General features: G+C 47.9%; 12 protein-coding genes, 1 rRNA gene, 1 pseudogene and 2 riboswitches. Of the genes and pseudogenes, 6 read left to right on the top strand and 8 right to left on the bottom strand.

Going from position 1 to position 16,658, the window contains the following annotated elements; translation table 11 throughout:
• Positions 1-106, bottom strand: a 16S ribosomal RNA gene (locus EVJ24_RS14850); the annotation flags it as partial.
• 333 nt (positions 107-439) lie between these two features.
• On the opposite strand from EVJ24_RS14850, the pseudogene EVJ24_RS14845 reads away from it, so the two are divergent.
• Positions 440-1,274 (top strand): annotated as a pseudogene (locus tag EVJ24_RS14845) (VanW family protein).
• A gap of 20 nt (positions 1,275-1,294) precedes the next feature.
• Here EVJ24_RS14845 and EVJ24_RS14840 read toward each other — a convergent pair.
• The 6 genes from EVJ24_RS14840 to EVJ24_RS14815 form a co-directional block, all read right to left on the bottom strand.
• Entirely contained in the window at positions 1,295-2,656 is a 1,362-nt protein-coding gene (locus EVJ24_RS14840) for an NCS2 family permease (RefSeq protein WP_071399037.1), read from the bottom strand.
• Between the two features lie 88 nt (positions 2,657-2,744).
• Positions 2,745-2,846: riboswitch (purine riboswitch) on the bottom strand.
• Positions 2,847-2,979: 133 nt separating this feature from the next.
• Positions 2,980-4,503, bottom strand: coding sequence for a glutamine-hydrolyzing GMP synthase (gene guaA, locus EVJ24_RS14835; protein WP_071399046.1), 1,524 nt, complete (start codon positions 4,501-4,503; stop codon positions 2,980-2,982).
• 111 nt (positions 4,504-4,614) lie between these two features.
• Positions 4,615-4,715, bottom strand: a riboswitch (purine riboswitch).
• A 41-nt stretch (positions 4,716-4,756) separates the two neighbouring features.
• Positions 4,757-6,853, bottom strand: coding sequence for a transglutaminase domain-containing protein (locus EVJ24_RS14830; protein ID WP_131441761.1), 2,097 nt, complete (start codon positions 6,851-6,853; stop codon positions 4,757-4,759).
• Positions 6,850-7,917 carry a DUF58 domain-containing protein gene (locus EVJ24_RS14825; RefSeq protein ID WP_131441760.1) on the bottom strand — a complete coding sequence of 356 codons (1,068 nt, stop codon included), beginning with the start codon at positions 7,915-7,917 and terminating at the stop codon, positions 6,850-6,852. Before EVJ24_RS14825 ends, EVJ24_RS14830 begins: the two co-directional genes overlap by 4 nt.
• On the bottom strand, positions 7,914-8,867 hold the full coding sequence (locus tag EVJ24_RS14820) for an AAA family ATPase (RefSeq protein ID WP_071399040.1): 954 nt from the start codon (positions 8,865-8,867) through the stop codon (positions 7,914-7,916). The genes EVJ24_RS14825 and EVJ24_RS14820 overlap by 4 nt, the downstream gene beginning before the upstream one ends.
• A 172-nt stretch (positions 8,868-9,039) precedes the next feature.
• Complete coding sequence (locus EVJ24_RS14815; RefSeq protein WP_131441759.1) at positions 9,040-9,645, bottom strand: flavin reductase family protein; 606 nt, start codon at positions 9,643-9,645, stop codon at positions 9,040-9,042.
• Between the two features lie 264 nt (positions 9,646-9,909).
• Here EVJ24_RS14815 and EVJ24_RS14810 point away from each other — a divergent pair, with 264 nt between their 5' ends.
• Both EVJ24_RS14810 and EVJ24_RS14805 read left to right on the top strand, forming a co-directional pair.
• Positions 9,910-11,748, top strand: a complete 1,839-nt coding sequence (locus tag EVJ24_RS14810) for an ATP-binding protein (RefSeq protein WP_236637686.1) — start codon at positions 9,910-9,912, stop codon at positions 11,746-11,748.
• A gap of 205 nt (positions 11,749-11,953) precedes the next feature.
• On the top strand, positions 11,954-12,274 hold the full coding sequence (locus EVJ24_RS14805; RefSeq protein WP_131441758.1) for a hypothetical protein: 321 nt from the start codon (positions 11,954-11,956) through the stop codon (positions 12,272-12,274).
• Positions 12,275-12,334: 60 nt separating this feature from the next.
• On the opposite strand, the gene EVJ24_RS14800 is transcribed toward EVJ24_RS14805, so the two are convergent.
• Positions 12,335-13,690 carry a tetratricopeptide repeat protein gene (locus EVJ24_RS14800; RefSeq protein WP_236637685.1) on the bottom strand — a complete coding sequence of 452 codons (1,356 nt, stop codon included), beginning with the start codon at positions 13,688-13,690 and terminating at the stop codon, positions 12,335-12,337.
• A 173-nt stretch (positions 13,691-13,863) separates the two neighbouring features.
• Between EVJ24_RS14800 and EVJ24_RS14795 the strand changes: the two genes are divergently transcribed.
• The 3 genes from EVJ24_RS14795 (at position 13,864) to EVJ24_RS14785 (ending at position 16,457) form a co-directional block, all read left to right on the top strand.
• Positions 13,864-14,541, top strand: a complete 678-nt coding sequence (locus EVJ24_RS14795) for a hypothetical protein (RefSeq protein WP_131441757.1) — start codon at positions 13,864-13,866, stop codon at positions 14,539-14,541.
• A gap of 64 nt (positions 14,542-14,605) precedes the next feature.
• Positions 14,606-14,857 (top strand): hypothetical protein, encoded by a 252-nt coding sequence (locus EVJ24_RS14790; RefSeq protein WP_131441756.1) that lies wholly within the window; start codon positions 14,606-14,608, stop codon positions 14,855-14,857.
• 271 nt (positions 14,858-15,128) lie between these two features.
• Positions 15,129-16,457 carry an N-acetylmuramoyl-L-alanine amidase gene (locus tag EVJ24_RS14785; protein WP_236637684.1) on the top strand — a complete coding sequence of 443 codons (1,329 nt, stop codon included), beginning with the start codon at positions 15,129-15,131 and terminating at the stop codon, positions 16,455-16,457.
• The last annotated feature ends 201 nt before the right edge of the window (positions 16,458-16,658 follow it).

Below are 16,658 nucleotides of genomic sequence, written 5' to 3'. Positions count from 1 at the left end.
CCGTCGACTTCCCCCCGAAGGGTTCCGTCGATTTCCTGCGCTCGACTTGCATGTATTAGGCACGCCGCCAGCGTTCGTCCTGAGCCAGGATCAAACTCTCCAAAGAATTTGATATAGCTCTTGAAAATGACGAAGCTTGCGCTTCAATCAAAACTTGTAAAACTTTTTTTGCCTCATCGTTCAGTTTTCAAAGTTCGTCTGTCGCGCTTAGCGACTAAATGATAATAACATTTCTTTTTAAATCGTGTCAACAACTTTTTTCTCATTTCCGAAATCGTTGTTGGCAACAGAGATAACTATATCATCCTCCAAACTGCCTGGCAAGCATTATTCTAAAAAAACTTTAGAAAAATTTCTCTTCTCTTTTTCATTAAAGAAGGAATCACTCTCCGCTACTCGAATACGTCCCCTATACTCATTCACAGAAGGTGGCCACAACATGCAGCAACTCCAACCAAAACATAGGGTCGCCCTTACGTATCTGGGCGGGGACACAAGCATATACGCTCAAGCGAAGTCTCGAATGGATGACGGACGAGAAGCACTATGCGTCCACTAAAAGTAAAGCGCCGTTGCCTCATTTGATCCACACCCATCGCACACCTTTATACAGAAGACTCCGTGATGTCGATATGGAAATGCAACGAAACAAAGTGATCAACCTGCACATCGCAATCAAGCAACTTAACAACTTAATCGTCCACCCTGGTGAAGTATTATCTTACTGGAAATCAATCGGGCGGCCAACGAAACGGAAAGGATATGTCGACGGCATGATCCTTCACTACGGCAAAGTCACTACCAGTGTAGGGGGCGGCCTATGTCAACTTTCGAATTTGATTTACTGGATCACACTGCACAGCCCACTCACCGTCACCGAACGTTATCGGCACAGTTACGATGTATTCCCGGACTCTAGACGCGACTAACCGTTCGGCAGCGGTGCGACATGTTCATACAATTATCTCGATCTGCAAATTACGAACCAGACAACCCAAACATATCAATTGCTTCTATATATAGAAGGAGACGAACTTGTCGGCGAATGGCGGTCCGACATCCCGCCGGCCGTCAGTTATAGAATATACGAACAAAACCACCATTTCACAAAGGAATGGTGGGGCGGGACAATCCGGCACAATCAAATTTTCCTAGAAGTCATTTCGCAGGACGGGACACTGCTGCGCAACGAGTTCATCACCGAAAACCACGCACTCACGATGTATGACCCGTTCCTGCCAGAAAACACTGCATACAAAAAGGCTGACTCTTGATCGAGTCAGCCTTAGTCACATTATGCGTGCGGTAAGAACATGAAGTAAGCAAGGAAGATGACGAGCATCCCGTACATGATTGGATGAATTTCTTTCGTCTTCCCTTTCGCGATCATCATGAGCGGATAAAGAATAAATCCAAGCCCAATCCCAGTCGCAATCGATGACGTGAGCGGCATCATGATAATCGTCAAAAATGCCGGAACCGCGATTTCGATTTTTTTCCAATCGATATCGAGGAGAGCTGAGGCCATCAACACACCAACGATGATGAGTGCCGGTGCCGTAACCGGTGCCGTGACTACTGCCAAGAGTGGTGAGAAGAACAACGCTAACCCGAAGAAGAGACCTGCGAACACAGCAGTCAACCCTGTACGACCACCCGCCGCTACACCCGCTGACGATTCGACGTAAGACGTCGCTGTCGATGTACCGAAGATCGCACCCGCAACCGTTGCAGTCGAATCCGCCATGAGCGCCTTACTAGCACGTGGTACTTTATTTTCTTTCATGATTCCAGCTTGACGCGCAACAGCAACGAGTGTTCCTGCCGTATCAAAGAAGTCGATGAAGAAGAACGTCAAGATGACGATGAGCATTTGAAGCGTGAAAACCTCACCGAAGTTGATGAATGCTTGGCCAAACGTGGAAGACATACTTGGTGGCATCGATACAACATCCGAAATCGCAGTCGGTGTCGGTACGAGACCGAAAATCATTCCCGCGATGGCTGTCAACAACATCCCAATGAAAATTCCACCCTTGATGTCTCGAGCCATCAACAATGCACTGACGACGAGACCGAATACCGCGAGAAGCGTAGTTCCTGTCCCGAGCGACCCAAGGCCGACAAGTGTCGCTTCGTTCGCAACAACAATCCCTGCATTTTTCAAGCCGATGAAGGCGATGAAGAAACCAATCCCTGCCGCCACCGCCATTTTAAGCGGAGCCGGAATCGCGTTAACGACCGTCTCACGAATACCTGAGAGCGTCAAAGCGATAAAGAACAATCCTGAGACGAGTACACCTGAGAGCGCCGTCTGCCACGGGATGCCCATCCCGATGACGACACTGTAGGCGAAGAAGGCGTTAAGCCCCATACCTGGCGCGATGGCGATCGGATAGTTGGCGAATAGCCCCATCGTGACCGATCCAATAAGTGCGACGAGACCGGTTGCCACGAAGACGGCACCCATGTCCATCCCAGCAGCCCCGAGCACGTTCGGGTTGACGAACAAGATGTACGCCATCGCGAGGAATGTCGTGAATCCTGCGACGAGTTCGGTTTTCACGTTCGTTCCAAGTTCTTTCAACTGGAAGTGACGTTCGATCCGGCTTTCTGACGGTTGATGTTTCGGTTCTTGCTTGAGCTGTGTGCTCATTGGTTTTCCTCCTTGGCTCGCCGTAAAACGAGAAAGGTCCCCGATCAATGACCGAGGACCCCACGCGAAACATACAGGGACAGACGTCCCCTTATATATGTCTCGCCGTAGTGAAATCATTTAAGGTGATTTCGTAGAGACTCTCGGGCCATATTCCCGATATTATACGGCAAAATTTAATTTGATTGTTCGGATATGAATAAGAACGTTTTTATCTTATCAGCGTTAAAATCGAATGTCAACAAAATGACGGATTTTATTAATATTTCTTCGTTAAATGTTCGGAAATAGACAAAAGCAGAGGGATTCCCCTCTGCTCAAGTTTATTCCCACTCGATTGTTGCTGGTGGCTTCGATGTGATGTCGTACAGGACACGGTTGACGTGACTGACTTCATTGACGATTCGAACTGAAATCTTTTCAAGCACGTCCCACGGGATACGTGCCCAGTCCGATGTCATCCCGTCAATCGACGTGACGGCACGAACGCCGACCGCATAGTCGTACGTCCGCTCGTCGCCCATGACCCCGACCGAACGGATCGGTGTGAGGACAGTGAAGTACTGCCAGATATCGCGTTCGAGTCCAGCCTTCTTCACTTCTTCGCGAAGGATCGCATCCGACTCGCGTACGATTTCAAGCTTCTCTTCCGTGATCTCACCGAGGACGCGAATGCCAAGACCCGGTCCCGGGAACGGCTGACGCCAAACGATGTATTCAGGAAGGCCGAGTTCTGTACCAAGTTCCCGTACTTCATCTTTGAATAGCGTGTTGAGCGGCTCGATCAACGTGAAGTTCATATCTTCAGGCAGGCCACCGACGTTATGGTGCGACTTGATCGTCTGCGCCGTGTCAGTACCGCTCTCGATGATATCCGTGTAAAGCGTCCCTTGGGCAAGGAAGTCCATATCGACGAGTTGAGACGCTTCTTCGTCAAACACGTAAATGAACTCATTGCCGATAATTTTCCGTTTCTGTTCCGGATCCGAGACACCGGCTAGTTTCGCCATGAAACGTTCTTGCGCATCGATTTTGATGACTTTCATGTTGAATCCGTCCGCGAACGTCTTCATGACGCTATCCGCCTCATTTTTACGGAGCAAACCATGGTCGACGAACATACACGTCAACTGGTCCCCAATCGCACGATGGACGAGTGCTGCGACGACAGATGAGTCGACACCGCCAGACAAGGCGCAGAGGACTTGTTTATCGCCGACGATCTCACGGATCTTCTCGACTTCGATGTCGATAAAGTTCTCCATCGACCACTCGCCTTTGGCACCACACACTTCATAGATGAAGTTTTTCAAGATGTCGTTGCCGTACTCCGAGTGACGTACTTCCGGATGGTACTGGACACCATACATTTTGAGGTCGTCGTTTTTGATCGAGGCGACCGGGCAAGACGGGTTCGTCCCATCGACGATGAACCCTTCCGGTGCTTCCATGACGAGGTCACCGTGGCTCATCCACACCGTATGCTCAACCGGTAACCCTTTATAGAGGGCAGATGCTTCAGGTGTCGAGAACAGCGTCGCTTTCCCATACTCGCGATGGGCCGCACGTTCGACGCGTCCACCGAAATGATGCGTCATGAGCTGCATCCCGTAACAGATCCCAAAGATCGGGATGCCGAGTTCAAAGATTTCCGGATCGCAGCGGTACGCACCTTCCGCGTAAACACTGTTCGGTCCGCCCGAGAAAATAATACCGGCCGGGGCAAGTTCACGAATCTCGGCAGCGGTCATCTTATGGGAATGAAGCTCACTGTACACCCCAAGGTCACGCACTCGGCGTGTGATCAACTGATTGTATTGTCCTCCAAAGTCGAGCACCAAAATCATTTCTTGTTCTATCTTCACAAAACCTCCACCTTTCTGCCTTCATCTCAAAAAAAGAGCGAGCCTCTCCCCCGGATTCACCAAACCGAAGAAGAAGCACGCCCTTTTTTCTGTATACGAAACGTGCTCCTTCATAGTCGGTCCATTTACGGTGGTCCGGTAGAGACTCTCGCGCCAATTCGCGAGTATATACGAAGGAATGCTTTGTTCAATTGTCTAACTAATGCGTCTATCTTACTGTATGCACCCGTTCACTTCAACTCATAATTCGGCGAATCATGATTTTCCAATATTCTTTATATTTTGAATTCGGAGTTTGATCAGCGTAAAGGCTCTGTTCGAACAAGCGTGTCAGGCGCGTCATTTCGTCCGATTCATAGTACGCATCGACTTCGGCCGCGAGCTCGGACGGCGTCCGGCCCTCAACTTTAAATCCGGCGCCGCGAAGCCGTTTCACGAGATAACGATGCATCGCCACGAGACGTGGTTCATTGAGCGGACGTCTCGTCCACCAGAGGACCATGATCAACCGTTCGAGTGACTTGCGGTTCCAGACGAGCAAGGCGGCTGCAAAAACGATGAGCACCCAAGCCCAAACCGGTATGTTCCACGACTCGGCCGCTGTCTCGCCTGTCACGACGTCGTCGAGCGCCAAGTCTTCTTGCGGACGGTTTGTCTGTTGATCATTTTGGTTCGCCTGAGGGTCGTTCGCCACGGGATCATCCGCTTGCGTGTCCGATTCTGTCTCGACTTGCAACAAGTTGGCGTCAGAGAAACTGATCGTCGCCTCGAGCGGCACCCAACCAGCCCCTTCCACGAAATACTCGACCCACGAGTGGGCGTGGCGGTTTCGGACCGTATATTCTTCCTCACCTTGGATGACTCCGCGTGTATCCCCCATCGTAAAGCCTTTCACCCAACGCGTTGGCACACCGTTCGCCCGCAGGAGCACGGCCGCTGACGTTGAGAAGTTATCACAGTACCCAACGAGCGTATCGAACAAGAACTGGTCGACATAGTCGGTCTCGCCTTCAGGGGTTGCCACATCTTCCGTGTCATATTGGAACTCGCCTGACTGGAAGAAGGCTTGGATCGCTTGCGCTTGTTCGTAAGGGTTCTCACTGTCGGCCATAATCTCGACCGCTAAATCACGGACCCGGTCCGGTAGCGTATCCGGCAACTGCAAATAAGCTTGTTGCTCCTCGTCCGTCAACGTCGTCACCGGTTCGTTCAGCTCGAGTTGTTGTTCTGTAAATGAAGGGACGCTGTATCGCAACTGAATCGTTTCCGGCGTCACTTGTCCGTCATTATCGAATACGATTTTTCCGGAAGGGCGAATGTGGATCGTCTCATTCGGGAACGACTCTTCGATGTCTCCGACAAGGAACTCCGTCCCACTCTCCGTCTCCGCTGCCTGCGGGTACTCCCCGCCATACGGGACGAACGACTGGCGGCGGTCAAATCGGAGCAACGCCTGTTCCGGGGTCGTATCGACCTCATCGTCGACGAGCTGACCCCGGTTATAGTCAGAATCGAGGACAGGGGATTCAACCCATCCTTTACCCGTATAAATCTCTTTTGCCTCGATGCGCCAATAGCGGGCTGGCACACCGCGTGCGATGAAGACGATGCCGTCATCTTGTTCGAACGGACCGCCGAGCTGTTCGTCGTTCACGCCATAACCGACGCGACCACTCCCTGAACCGCCCTCGTTCACCGCGTTTTGGAAACTCGTCGTCAACCGATCAGACCAGTCCCCTTCGATTGTCGGAGACACACTGCCAAGTACGATGACGACCGCAGCTAGCAGGCTGATGCTGACGTAACGGACGAGCGATTTGCTCGGACGCTTCGCCACATCGGTCACGAACAAGAGGAAGAGCGATGCCAAGATGGCGAATAGGATTTTACTTTCACCATCATAGAGCGTCCACGTGTCAAAATACGCCATCAACCCAAGCGTCGACACGATCATTCCGAGAACGAAGCCGTAGCTCGGATACGTCCGGCTGACCAAGATGGCAAACAAGACACCGATGAGCGCCATCGCCGAGAAGAAAATGGCTTCTTCAGGCAGCGCCCCGCTCAATACACCTGTCAAGTCGTCGAGCCATAGTCCGAACCAGTCGAGCAAACTACCATGATAGATGTAGAGGACAGTAAAAAAGTTGAGGACGACGACAGCGATAAAGCCGTACCAAGGGAGCAGGCTCGCAAACATCGGCACGAGCAGCAAAAATAAAAACGGCCAGTTCACATCAAACGTCGTGCTTCCGACAATCGGTTCAACCCAAAATGACAACAAGTAAGCCGCCAGGGCCGTATAAACGATTCGCTTCACCCACTCGGTCATGTCGTCACCTCATTTGCCGTATAGAGATGATAGCTGCCTTGGGTCTCATGCATGAGTTCGCGCACCCATTTCGTCTCGAACGGGCTAATCAAAATCAAGTTGCCCGTCTCCTGCGGCATGTTTCGCTTGACCCGCTCGACGAGACGGCCTTCCGGTTCCGGCGTCGCCGTCAACAGATAATGCCCAAGCTCGGCACTTTGGTCCGGCAAGTGGAACAAGCGGACCTGCTCTTCAATGACGTACAGTTCAAACGGCAAGTTTTTGCGCTCGAGTTGCCGAATCGCCCCGACGAGCAGTGACAGCGAACGTTCGAACGCTTCCTCATGCCCAGCCGAAGCCGACGGCACGAATACGAGCGATAGTTTCTTTTCTTGCTCTTGGTCGAACGTCTTCGTCATCAAGTTGTCTCGACGGGCCGACGCTTTCCAATCGATCCGGCCGATACGGTCACCGGCCGCATACTCACGGACACCGCTCGTCGTGTTGGCGACTTCGGTATATGTCCGGGTGCGCCGATATTGCTCTCCCCGTCCGCCGACGTGTTCATCGCGCGGCAAATCGAAAGGCAGTTCAGCCGGGGAGACTTCGACGACCGTCTCAATCCGAAGCGTCCGTTTACGGTCGAATAACCCAAAGACGTCACGCACGTGAAGGAGTGTCCGGTCAAACACATGAATGCCTCGTTTAATGTGTTCAATCTCATAATGGACCGTCTCACTGCGTCGAAAGAAACGATCGACCGGAGTCACGATCGGATCCGTCACCTCGGCCAAGCGCGATGGCGGTGTCTCTTCAAGCGTGACGACACCGATGAGGAACGGGTACTTCCGTTCGATTCGAAGTGCCACGTCCATCGTCTGCCCAGAGACGAGCCGTTTTGTCGTGACGCGACGAGACACGTTCGCCGCCGTGACCGGATACACCATGAACAGCGTCCAGTACACGGTCAAGACGAAAAATGACCACCATAGCGTCGACGCGACAATACTCCCCTCGATGCGAGCGAATGCATAAAGTCCGAATGCCGCCGCCCAGACGAGGAACAGCTTCATCCAATTTTTCATACTTCCTTGACCTCGCGATCCATCGGGACGGGAAGTGTGTCGAGCCACCCTTTGACGAGTTGCTCTGACGTCTTCCCTTTATAGCGCGCTTCCGCCGTCAACAATACCCGGTGCCCGAGCACGTTACCAGCGAGTGCTTTGACGTCATCCGGTAAGACGAAATCACGGTTATGGATGTATGCCCACGCCTGAGCCGTTTTCATTAGAGCGAGCGTCGCCCGCGGACTTCCGCCGAGGTATGTGAACGGGTCGTTCCGCGTCTCATGAATCAAGCGGACGATATACTGCTTGACCGCGCTCGAGACGTGAACGTCGCGTACTTCACGCTGCATCTGTTCCACTTCTTCTTTCGAGATGACACTTTGCAACGCTTCTAGCGGTTCTGCCTTCTCGAAGCGGGTCAGCAAGGCAATCTCCTCATTGAATGACGGATAGCCCATCTCGATTTTGAGAAGGAAACGGTCGAGTTGGGCTTCCGGTAACGGGTACGTCCCTTCATGCTCGATCGGGTTTTGGGTCGCCATGACGAAGAACGGCGACGGAAGAATCTTCACTTCGCCGTCAACGGTCACACTGCGCTCCGCCATCGCCTCTAAGAGCGCCGACTGCGTCTTCGGTGACGTCCGGTTGATCTCGTCGGCTAGGACGATGTTGCCCATGAGCGGGCCGGGACGATATTCAAACTCTTTCGTCTTTTGGTTATACATCGAGATGCCCGTCAAATCGGACGGGAGCATGTCTGGAGTGAATTGAACGCGTTTAAAGTTAAGGTCGATGGCGCGGCTGAAGGCACGGACGAGCATCGTCTTCCCGACACCCGGGACATCTTCTAACAGCACGTGACCTCCGGCAAGCAAAGCAGTCAAACTTTTTGCGATGACATCTTCTTTTCCGACGATCACCGTCTCAATGGCAGTGATGATTGATTGAATAGCTGGACGATAAGACATGGCCGACTCCCCTTTTTCTCTTGTTCCTGTCTCTTCCGAAATTCGAATGTTCTGATTTTATTGTGACATATTGAGCCGCTTGAATGAAAGAAATACATCGTACGAATCGGCTTTCCGTTCTTTACCCGAAAACAGGCGCCCTCTCTCCAAAACGAGCGGGCGCCTTCGATATTTATTTAGGTCGTTCAATCTCGAACTGTTCACCGAGTTTGGCATAAAAATCACCAGCCAGACGGCTGACCGGTGCCAATTGCGCTGCGTCGATGCGCCCGGCTTGATACAATTCGGGATCGACATGAAAACGGACGACACGGGCGATTAAAACATCGGCCGTCACTTTTCCGTCATGTTCGATGGGAACGTGATGATGAAGTTTACACTCCATCCGGATCTTCGCTTCTTTGACACCCGGCGTTTCAATGACGTCACTCGGTTCGAGCGTGAACGTCGTCCGGTCGAGCTCACTTTCCTCTGGCCCTAGGTTCGCCGCCGTCTCGTTTACGAGTGCGACGTTCGTCTCATCGACGATATGAATCACGAGTTCCTCAGTCGCAACTGCATTCCGGGCCGTATCTTTCATGACGCCATCTTTTCGTTGGATGGACACCGAGACGAGCGGAGGGTTTGACGCGATGATATTAAAGTAACTGAACGGGGCAGCATTGACGACATCACCGTTGCGCGTCGTCACAAAAGCAATCGGCCGCGGGACGATGCTCCCGATTAAAAACTTATACGTGTCTCGTTCAGTCAATGCAGTCGGATCGATTGATAACATAAGCCACCTCTTCTTTCATCATATTGTTACTTTCAAGCTAGCTGTTTCGAATGGACGATGTCAAACGTAAACGCATCGGAATGTGTAGGGTTATTAAATTCGGGGTATATCCGTCTAGATGTGTTAATTAGAGAAAAAGAAAATCAACCGATTTCACAGTACATGAGCAGTTCGGTTTTCAGACGATTTCTCTTTATGTATATTTCGATTATTTGATGAATGAAGTGGAGTGGTTTTCAGACAAGGAAGGAAGTAGAGCGTATTATGGGCAAGTGGATTGAACAATTGGACAGTCGCCAAATACTCCGCATCTTATACGGAGTATGTATCGCTAGCCTCATCTTGACCGGGATCGGAGCTTGGGTCGTTCGAGACGGGACAGTCTCGTCAAGCGAACTGATGTCGCTACGCTGGATCTGGGTAGTCGGGTTAGTCATGTTTATCGGAGCTATTTTATTAATCGGGCGACCGCTCATCAAACGGATGGCTGCTCAAAACGAAAACATGCATGCGAAGCAACAAGAGACGCAACAAGTGCTCGAGGAATCAAAACAAAATGAGACCAAACTACAATCCCGAAACGAATTGATTGAAGTGCTCGCCTCGAAGGAATCGTTATTCGACTATTCTTCGGTCATCGAAAAAATCGTCTTGTTGACCGAAGCAGAATTCGGCGCGTTGATGCTCGTCAAGGACGGAGAAATCCATTCGGTCGTCCCAAATGGAATGACCGAGGAACAACAAGAGAGCTTAATCGAAAAATCATATCTATTACAACGTACCATGACCTCACAAGCACTCGAGGCGACGTCGAAAAAAATTGCCGACGATGTTCACAACTATCCTTACTATATCCACGAGACGGCCATCCCGGTAAAGGATCCGTCTGATGGCAAGATGATCGGGTGTCTCTACCTCGCTTGTTATGACGAACAGTTCGATGCGAGTGAAAAGTCGGAGTTGAACGCGTTCGCGAATCAATTGGCGATTTCCTTGCTACGGACACGCCTTTACAGTCAGATGCAACAAGACCGGAAAGAGACGGCCCAATTGATCAACTCGGTGCGCGAAGCAATCCTCTACTTGAACTACGAAGAACAGACCGTCGTCGGTAACCGGGCTTTCGTGCGCATGTTCGATGAGCTTCAGTTCGAATACAAAGGCTATGAGGAATTGGCCACCGTCTCGATTGATATCGAACAGTTGGCCGAACGCGTCGACCAACGTGAGTTGTTCATCGACTATGTCGAACGCGTCTTCAACCAAGACCCTCCAGTGGATGGACTTTCAATTTCGCTCGACCAGGGGGATTGTTACCTTCAAGTGTACGCGGAGAGTATTTACAGGGACGAGACGCTTCACGGAACGATGCTCGTCTTACGTGATGTGACGGCCGAAACCGAAATCGACCGAATGAAGTCTGAGCTCGTCTCGACCGTGTCTCATGAATTACGGACACCACTGTCATCGATTTACGGATTCACAGAATTGATGCTCGAACGTAATTTGAAAGACAGCCGCCGTGAATTGTATTTGAAGACGATTCATGACGAGGCGAAACGCCTCTCCTACTTGGTCAGCGACTTCCTCGACCTTCAAAAAATGGAGGCCGGGAAACAGACCTTTGAGTGGGAACATGTCGATTTGTATACACTAGCACGCGACAGCATCACATTCTATCAAGAGACGACCGACCTGCACCACATTCACCTCGACGCCGACTCGGCCCAAGATTTTCATATCGAGGCAGATCTCGCCGGGATGCAACAACTACTCGGCAACTTGCTCAGTAACGCCATAAAATACTCACCAGAAGGCGGCAACGTCCTCGTCTCGCTCGAACGGATCGACAATCAAGTCGTCATAAAAGTACGCGATAACGGAATCGGAATCCCTTCGTCCGCTCTGCCGAACTTATTCGGAAAATTTTATCGTGTCGACAATTCGGATCGTCGTAAAATCGGCGGCACCGGGCTTGGCCTTGCCATCTGTAAAGAAATCACTAAAGCACACGAAGGCCACCTTCATGTCGAATCAGTTTACGGTGAAGGCAGCACGTTCATCTGTGAATTACCGACTTTAAAAGAAGCGATTCATCAATGAACACGATTGGCATTTCAGCCGATCGTGTTTTTTCACCGCTTTTTTCTTTTTAATAAAGGAATCTTTTGGCATAATATAGAAAAACAATAGCAACGGAACAGAACAAGTTCACTCGGTTATACCTACGCCAATATTCTTACACGTCTTTTATAGAAAAGAAGTTATACTAATGAAGAAGAGAGACACACGATTGGAGGTCATCAAGTTGGATCACCAGGACCCACCCGCGTTTTCAGAATTAGGTGACTTTAAACAATGGGGACGTTTTGATTTAAACGTTCCACTTCAAGGTGGACAAACCGAACTCCAGATTGCCGTATCCATCGTGAGAAACCACATTCCGCGTCGCTTGGGTGGTTTCTACATCATTGCGAACGAGGATCATATCCTCCATAGCGGTTCCCACGATGCAAACCTGCAAAAGCACATCATCCACTTGATCCAACAAGTACAGGCAGGCCATGCGGAACAAGAGTCACTTCTCCATGAATCGTTTTGGACGGTCCACTATTTTACTACACCATGAAAGAGACGATTCGGGCGTCTCTTTTTTTGTGCATGAAAAAACGCCTCCTTTTGGGAGACGTTATTCGGATTGCGACATAATTGCTATTACTTTTTCGTAGTATTCAGTAGCTAGTTTGTACTTGCCGTTTTCTCTTAGTTCTCGCGCAAGCCAAAATGCATATTTTTTTGTGTACATGTATTCATCATGAGATTCGAAATATGAGACTGCTTTTTTCAAACTGAAAATCAGCTCATCTACATTTTTTTCTTTAAAATAATTCGAATATATATCAAAATGATGATTAAATTCTTCTATTTCATTTTCTTTTTTCATTAAATCATATCCTACTGTTAACCATTCCACCACTCCTTCTTCGTTACTTTGATCAAAGTTAACTTCAATTAATGATAAAACACTGTATAGTTTACTTCGCACCTCAATTTTATATTCAAAACTCTCAATAAAATACTGCAGAGCTTTATCTCGCTCCCCAAGCAGAGAATAAATTTCACCCATATTGTTGTAAAGCATTCCATAATAATTCTTTAAATCCGTGGCACTTATCACTTTAATCGCTTTCTGATAGTAAGATAACGCATCAGAAAAACGCTTTCTCCTCTTATAGGATAGACCAATAATTAAATGACATTCTACAATTCTCTCTAAACAAAAATTCTCTTGGAAATAAACGAGTGCAAATTTCACATTTTCAATTGCTTGAATATTATCTGTAAATTTATAGTAAAGTCCGCCCATGATGTAACGGATATCCGCAACTTCCCAATCAGGTATTCCTGAACCCGCTAATTCTTCGTTTAATTTTTCTACAAGTTCAAAGGCAATCTCTTTCTCATTCTTTTGAAACATCTTTAGAGCCTTTATAATTGTGTATCTTAACTGATCATCTTTGGTCAACTGGTCTTCAATCCAACCAACCTCTGTAACATATTGCTCATCACCACCAGGCATCATACCGAATCTTGCTAGAGTAACCATTAAAGTAATATACAAAGTCTTCGACTGTTTGACAGCTGGGTGTTCTATATATTTTTTAATGATATTTTGCTTTTCTTGATCATTACGATTTAAGATTGCTTCTTTTAGTAGACTTCGAATTTCACTTCTTACTTTCTCCACTTGATTACTAAAGTCAAAATAGAGTGGTACATCCAAATCTAACCTATCAAAAATAAGTTCCAGGACTTCTTCACTAGGAGAAGTTTGATTATTTTCAATTTTACTTAAATAAGAAACTGAACAAATCCCTCGGGCTAAAACGGTTTGTTTCATATTTTTTCTCATTCGCTCCACTTTAATTAGGTTTCCATAGTTATATTCCATTATAAGCAGTAGCCCCTTTGCCCTAATATCAGACAGTTTTTTCGTTATCAACCCTCTATTCCTTTCGATTTCAGGAAAATTTAAACGTTTCATATAAAAAAACAGGCCTTTTGACTGAAAATTTCCCAACAACTCACAGTTCGACCGATAGGAAATTCATGATAAGATTTAACTATTAAAGAGTAATCACTTAAGAGCAGTTTAGGTATAAAGATTCAACTTGAAGGAATAAAAGGAATTTAAGTCAATGGAGGTGAATATGTCATATGGGTAAATTAAACTTTTTACTTGCAGAAGATTACATTAAGCCTAGAATATACTTCCAGTCTAAGCAAGCGTCTTCTTTCAAGGCTTCCTATTCCTATGCTGACACTAAACAGTTCGAGGGATTAGAATATCTGACCCAATTGTTACGTTCATCTAAAGGCTTTATCCTTAACGCGTTTCAAATTGATTACTATCAGGCTTTACCGAAACTGATTGCTAGAACGCTTCAAGAAAATCGGTCTCATAAAAAGCTATATATTCTTGGGCCTGAACTGTCTCTCTCTATTCTAAAGCGCAGTTCAAAAACCGTCTATGAGAAACATTTTCAAGAGTTCGGCTATATCAACATTGAACAGGATCAACAAAGTGTCATTAGCCAGTGTCTATCTTTATTGAAAGAAGGACACATCCTATACATTCTTCCAGAAGCATCAATCTGTTGGCGACCTGAACCGCTCCAACAGTTTGAAAATCAATTTCCTCCTCTTTGCAGCACACTGCTCAGTCAAGAAGCCCATGTTCCAATTTTGTCATCTGCTACGACAGAAGAGTATGACAAAGTTACTCTCTATGAACCGAACATGCCACAACAATTCATCGGAGATTTTGAATCACGGATTGCTCAACAATCTGAAGCAATCTACACATTGCTAGAATCTCCCCTCTCTGACTACTGAGCAACATCATACTAGGGATCATAGCTTATCCACATAAACCAACACACATAGGAGGAATTTGATCATGAAAAAAGCAACAGGATTCTTTTTTATCGCAGCAGCAATTTTTCTACTAGGAAGTTCGTTTAAACCACTAGCCGAAGAAGCTCCACGCATTACCAAAATCGAAGCTCCAGTTTTAAACTATGCTGAAGAAGCTCCACGCATCACTAAAGTTGAATCACCAATCAGAAAGTTTGCTGAAGAAGCTCCACGTATTACTCAAGCGGTAGAAACAACTAAACCCTTTTCTGAAGAGCTTCCACGTCTTATCTAATTTCAAAAAACGTTTCTCATATGAACACCTCAAGAAGTTCGGACTTAAAAGTCCAACTTTCTTGAGGTGTTTTTATAGGTAGATAATTTAGTTTATCTTCGTGTCTCTTTTTTATTCCAAATGCGACTATCGTTCTATTTTTCAAAAAAAGATAAACAATTTACATATTAATCTCCATTTTTTTCTTGTTTACTTATATAATAGCGAAGACATGAAGACGATTTCATTTCATCGTTATTTCAAAGATTCAAGAAAAAGGAGCGAATCACGATTGAACATAGAAAAAACACCTTGGCATTTAAAACTCTTACTTAGCACATCCCTCGTCTTCACTGGCGCAGCAGTCGTACCTCTCGAGCTTTCACAGACCGGATTTGAATCAACTCGTGTCGAAGCGGCCACTACATATAAAACAACCGCCAATTTAAACCTTCGCCTTAGTGCAGCGACTTGGAGCAAAGTCCTTCTGACAATCCCGTCAGGCGCGACGATCAAATACATAAGCAAGTACGGCTCGTGGTATAAAGTCTCTTACGGTGGCAAGACGGGATACGTCGCTTCACAGTATGTGAAGCAGACAACCGCTTCGACGATGACGACTAGTTCAACGAAAGCCTATACGACAACCGTCAACTTAAATTTACGGAAAAGCGCCTCGACGAGAGGTACGATTCTGTTGACGATTCCAACAGGGAAACGAGTGACTTATGTCAGCACATACGGTTCATGGTACAAAGTGACGTATGGCGGACAGACCGGTTACGTCTCCTCACAATATTTAAAAGCTTCAAGTCCATCGACAACGACAAGCTCGACAAAATCTTATACGACGACTGTCAACTTGAACTTGCGAAAGAGTGCCTCGACGACCGGAACGGTATTGCTTACCATCCCATCTGGCCGCAATGTGACTTACCGAGGGACGTATGGCTCGTGGTATAAAGTCTCTTACGGTGGAAAGACCGGCTACGTCGCAGCGCGCTATTTGAAAGCGGGCACAACGACGACACCCACTACTTCAACCGGGTCAGGACGAACCGTCGTCATCGATGCCGGCCATGGCGGGAACGATCCTGGTGCGGTTTACGGATCTGTCCAAGAGAAAGTCATTGCACTCGACATCGCTAAGCGCTTGGCGAACACACTATCGAGCACGTACAACTATAACGTCAAAATGACTCGTGCAAACGATGGCTACTTATCCCTCGCCCAGCGCGTTTCGTTGACAAAGTCTTATAAAGGGAGCGCTTTTGTAAGCATCCATGCCAACTCGGCACCGAGTACGGCCTACCAAGGCCATGAAGTGCTCGTCCCAACGACGGAGAGCTACACGACAAACCCTTACGTCTCCGCGAGTCGTAACTTAGGAGCGGTCATCAACCGTGAACTCGGCGTACGCATCCCAACGATTCGTAACCGTGGCGTGAAGTATCAAAACGTGTATGTCATCGGAAAGAATACCGTCCCGTCGACGCTCGTCGAATACGGATTTATTGGCAATGCGAACGATCGCGCTCATCTAACGAGTACGACATATCGTCAACGGATGGCTGATGCGACTGCTTCCGGCATTCATCAATTCATGCGTTCATCGAACTAATTCAAAGAGACCTGGCTGAACGTTTGATATGCTACCCAATAGGTAGACAGATGAAATAACAAATCTGTTTATCTATTGGGGAGTGTTTTTTTATGGCGAGAAGTCGGCATTCGATTGAACAAAAACTGAGTGCACTACGTATGCTGGAAGAAGGAACATGCACCTGGAAGGAAATCGAGGAGGCTCATGACGTCTCTATGG

This window comes from Exiguobacterium sp. SH1S21 (assembly GCF_004337175.1).
Taxonomy (GTDB): domain Bacteria; phylum Bacillota; class Bacilli; order Exiguobacteriales; family Exiguobacteriaceae; genus Exiguobacterium; species Exiguobacterium aurantiacum_A.
The sequence above is the reverse complement of the archived record's forward strand: the minus strand, read 5'-3'. Positions and strand labels throughout refer to the sequence as shown.

Bases quoted from the DNA above. Each gene is read 5' to 3' on its own strand.
- EVJ24_RS14840 (WP_071399037.1), bottom strand. From the start codon at position 2,656: ATGAGCACACAGCTCAAGCAAGAACCGAAACATCAACCGTCAGAAAGC.
- guaA (WP_071399046.1), bottom strand. From the start codon at position 4,503: ATGATTTTGGTGCTCGACTTTGGAGGACAATACAATCAGTTGATCACA.
- EVJ24_RS14830 (WP_131441761.1), bottom strand. From the start codon at position 6,853: ATGACCGAGTGGGTGAAGCGAATCGTTTATACGGCCCTGGCGGCTTAC.
- EVJ24_RS14825 (WP_131441760.1), bottom strand. From the start codon at position 7,917: ATGAAAAATTGGATGAAGCTGTTCCTCGTCTGGGCGGCGGCATTCGGA.
- EVJ24_RS14820 (WP_071399040.1), bottom strand. From the start codon at position 8,867: ATGTCTTATCGTCCAGCTATTCAATCAATCATCACTGCCATTGAGACG.
- EVJ24_RS14815 (WP_131441759.1), bottom strand. From the start codon at position 9,645: ATGTTATCAATCGATCCGACTGCATTGACTGAACGAGACACGTATAAG.
- EVJ24_RS14810 (WP_236637686.1), top strand. From the start codon at position 9,910: ATGGGCAAGTGGATTGAACAATTGGACAGTCGCCAAATACTCCGCATC.
- EVJ24_RS14800 (WP_236637685.1), bottom strand. From the start codon at position 13,690: ATGAAACGTTTAAATTTTCCTGAAATCGAAAGGAATAGAGGGTTGATA.
- EVJ24_RS14795 (WP_131441757.1), top strand. From the start codon at position 13,864: ATGGGTAAATTAAACTTTTTACTTGCAGAAGATTACATTAAGCCTAGA.
- EVJ24_RS14790 (WP_131441756.1), top strand. From the start codon at position 14,606: ATGAAAAAAGCAACAGGATTCTTTTTTATCGCAGCAGCAATTTTTCTA.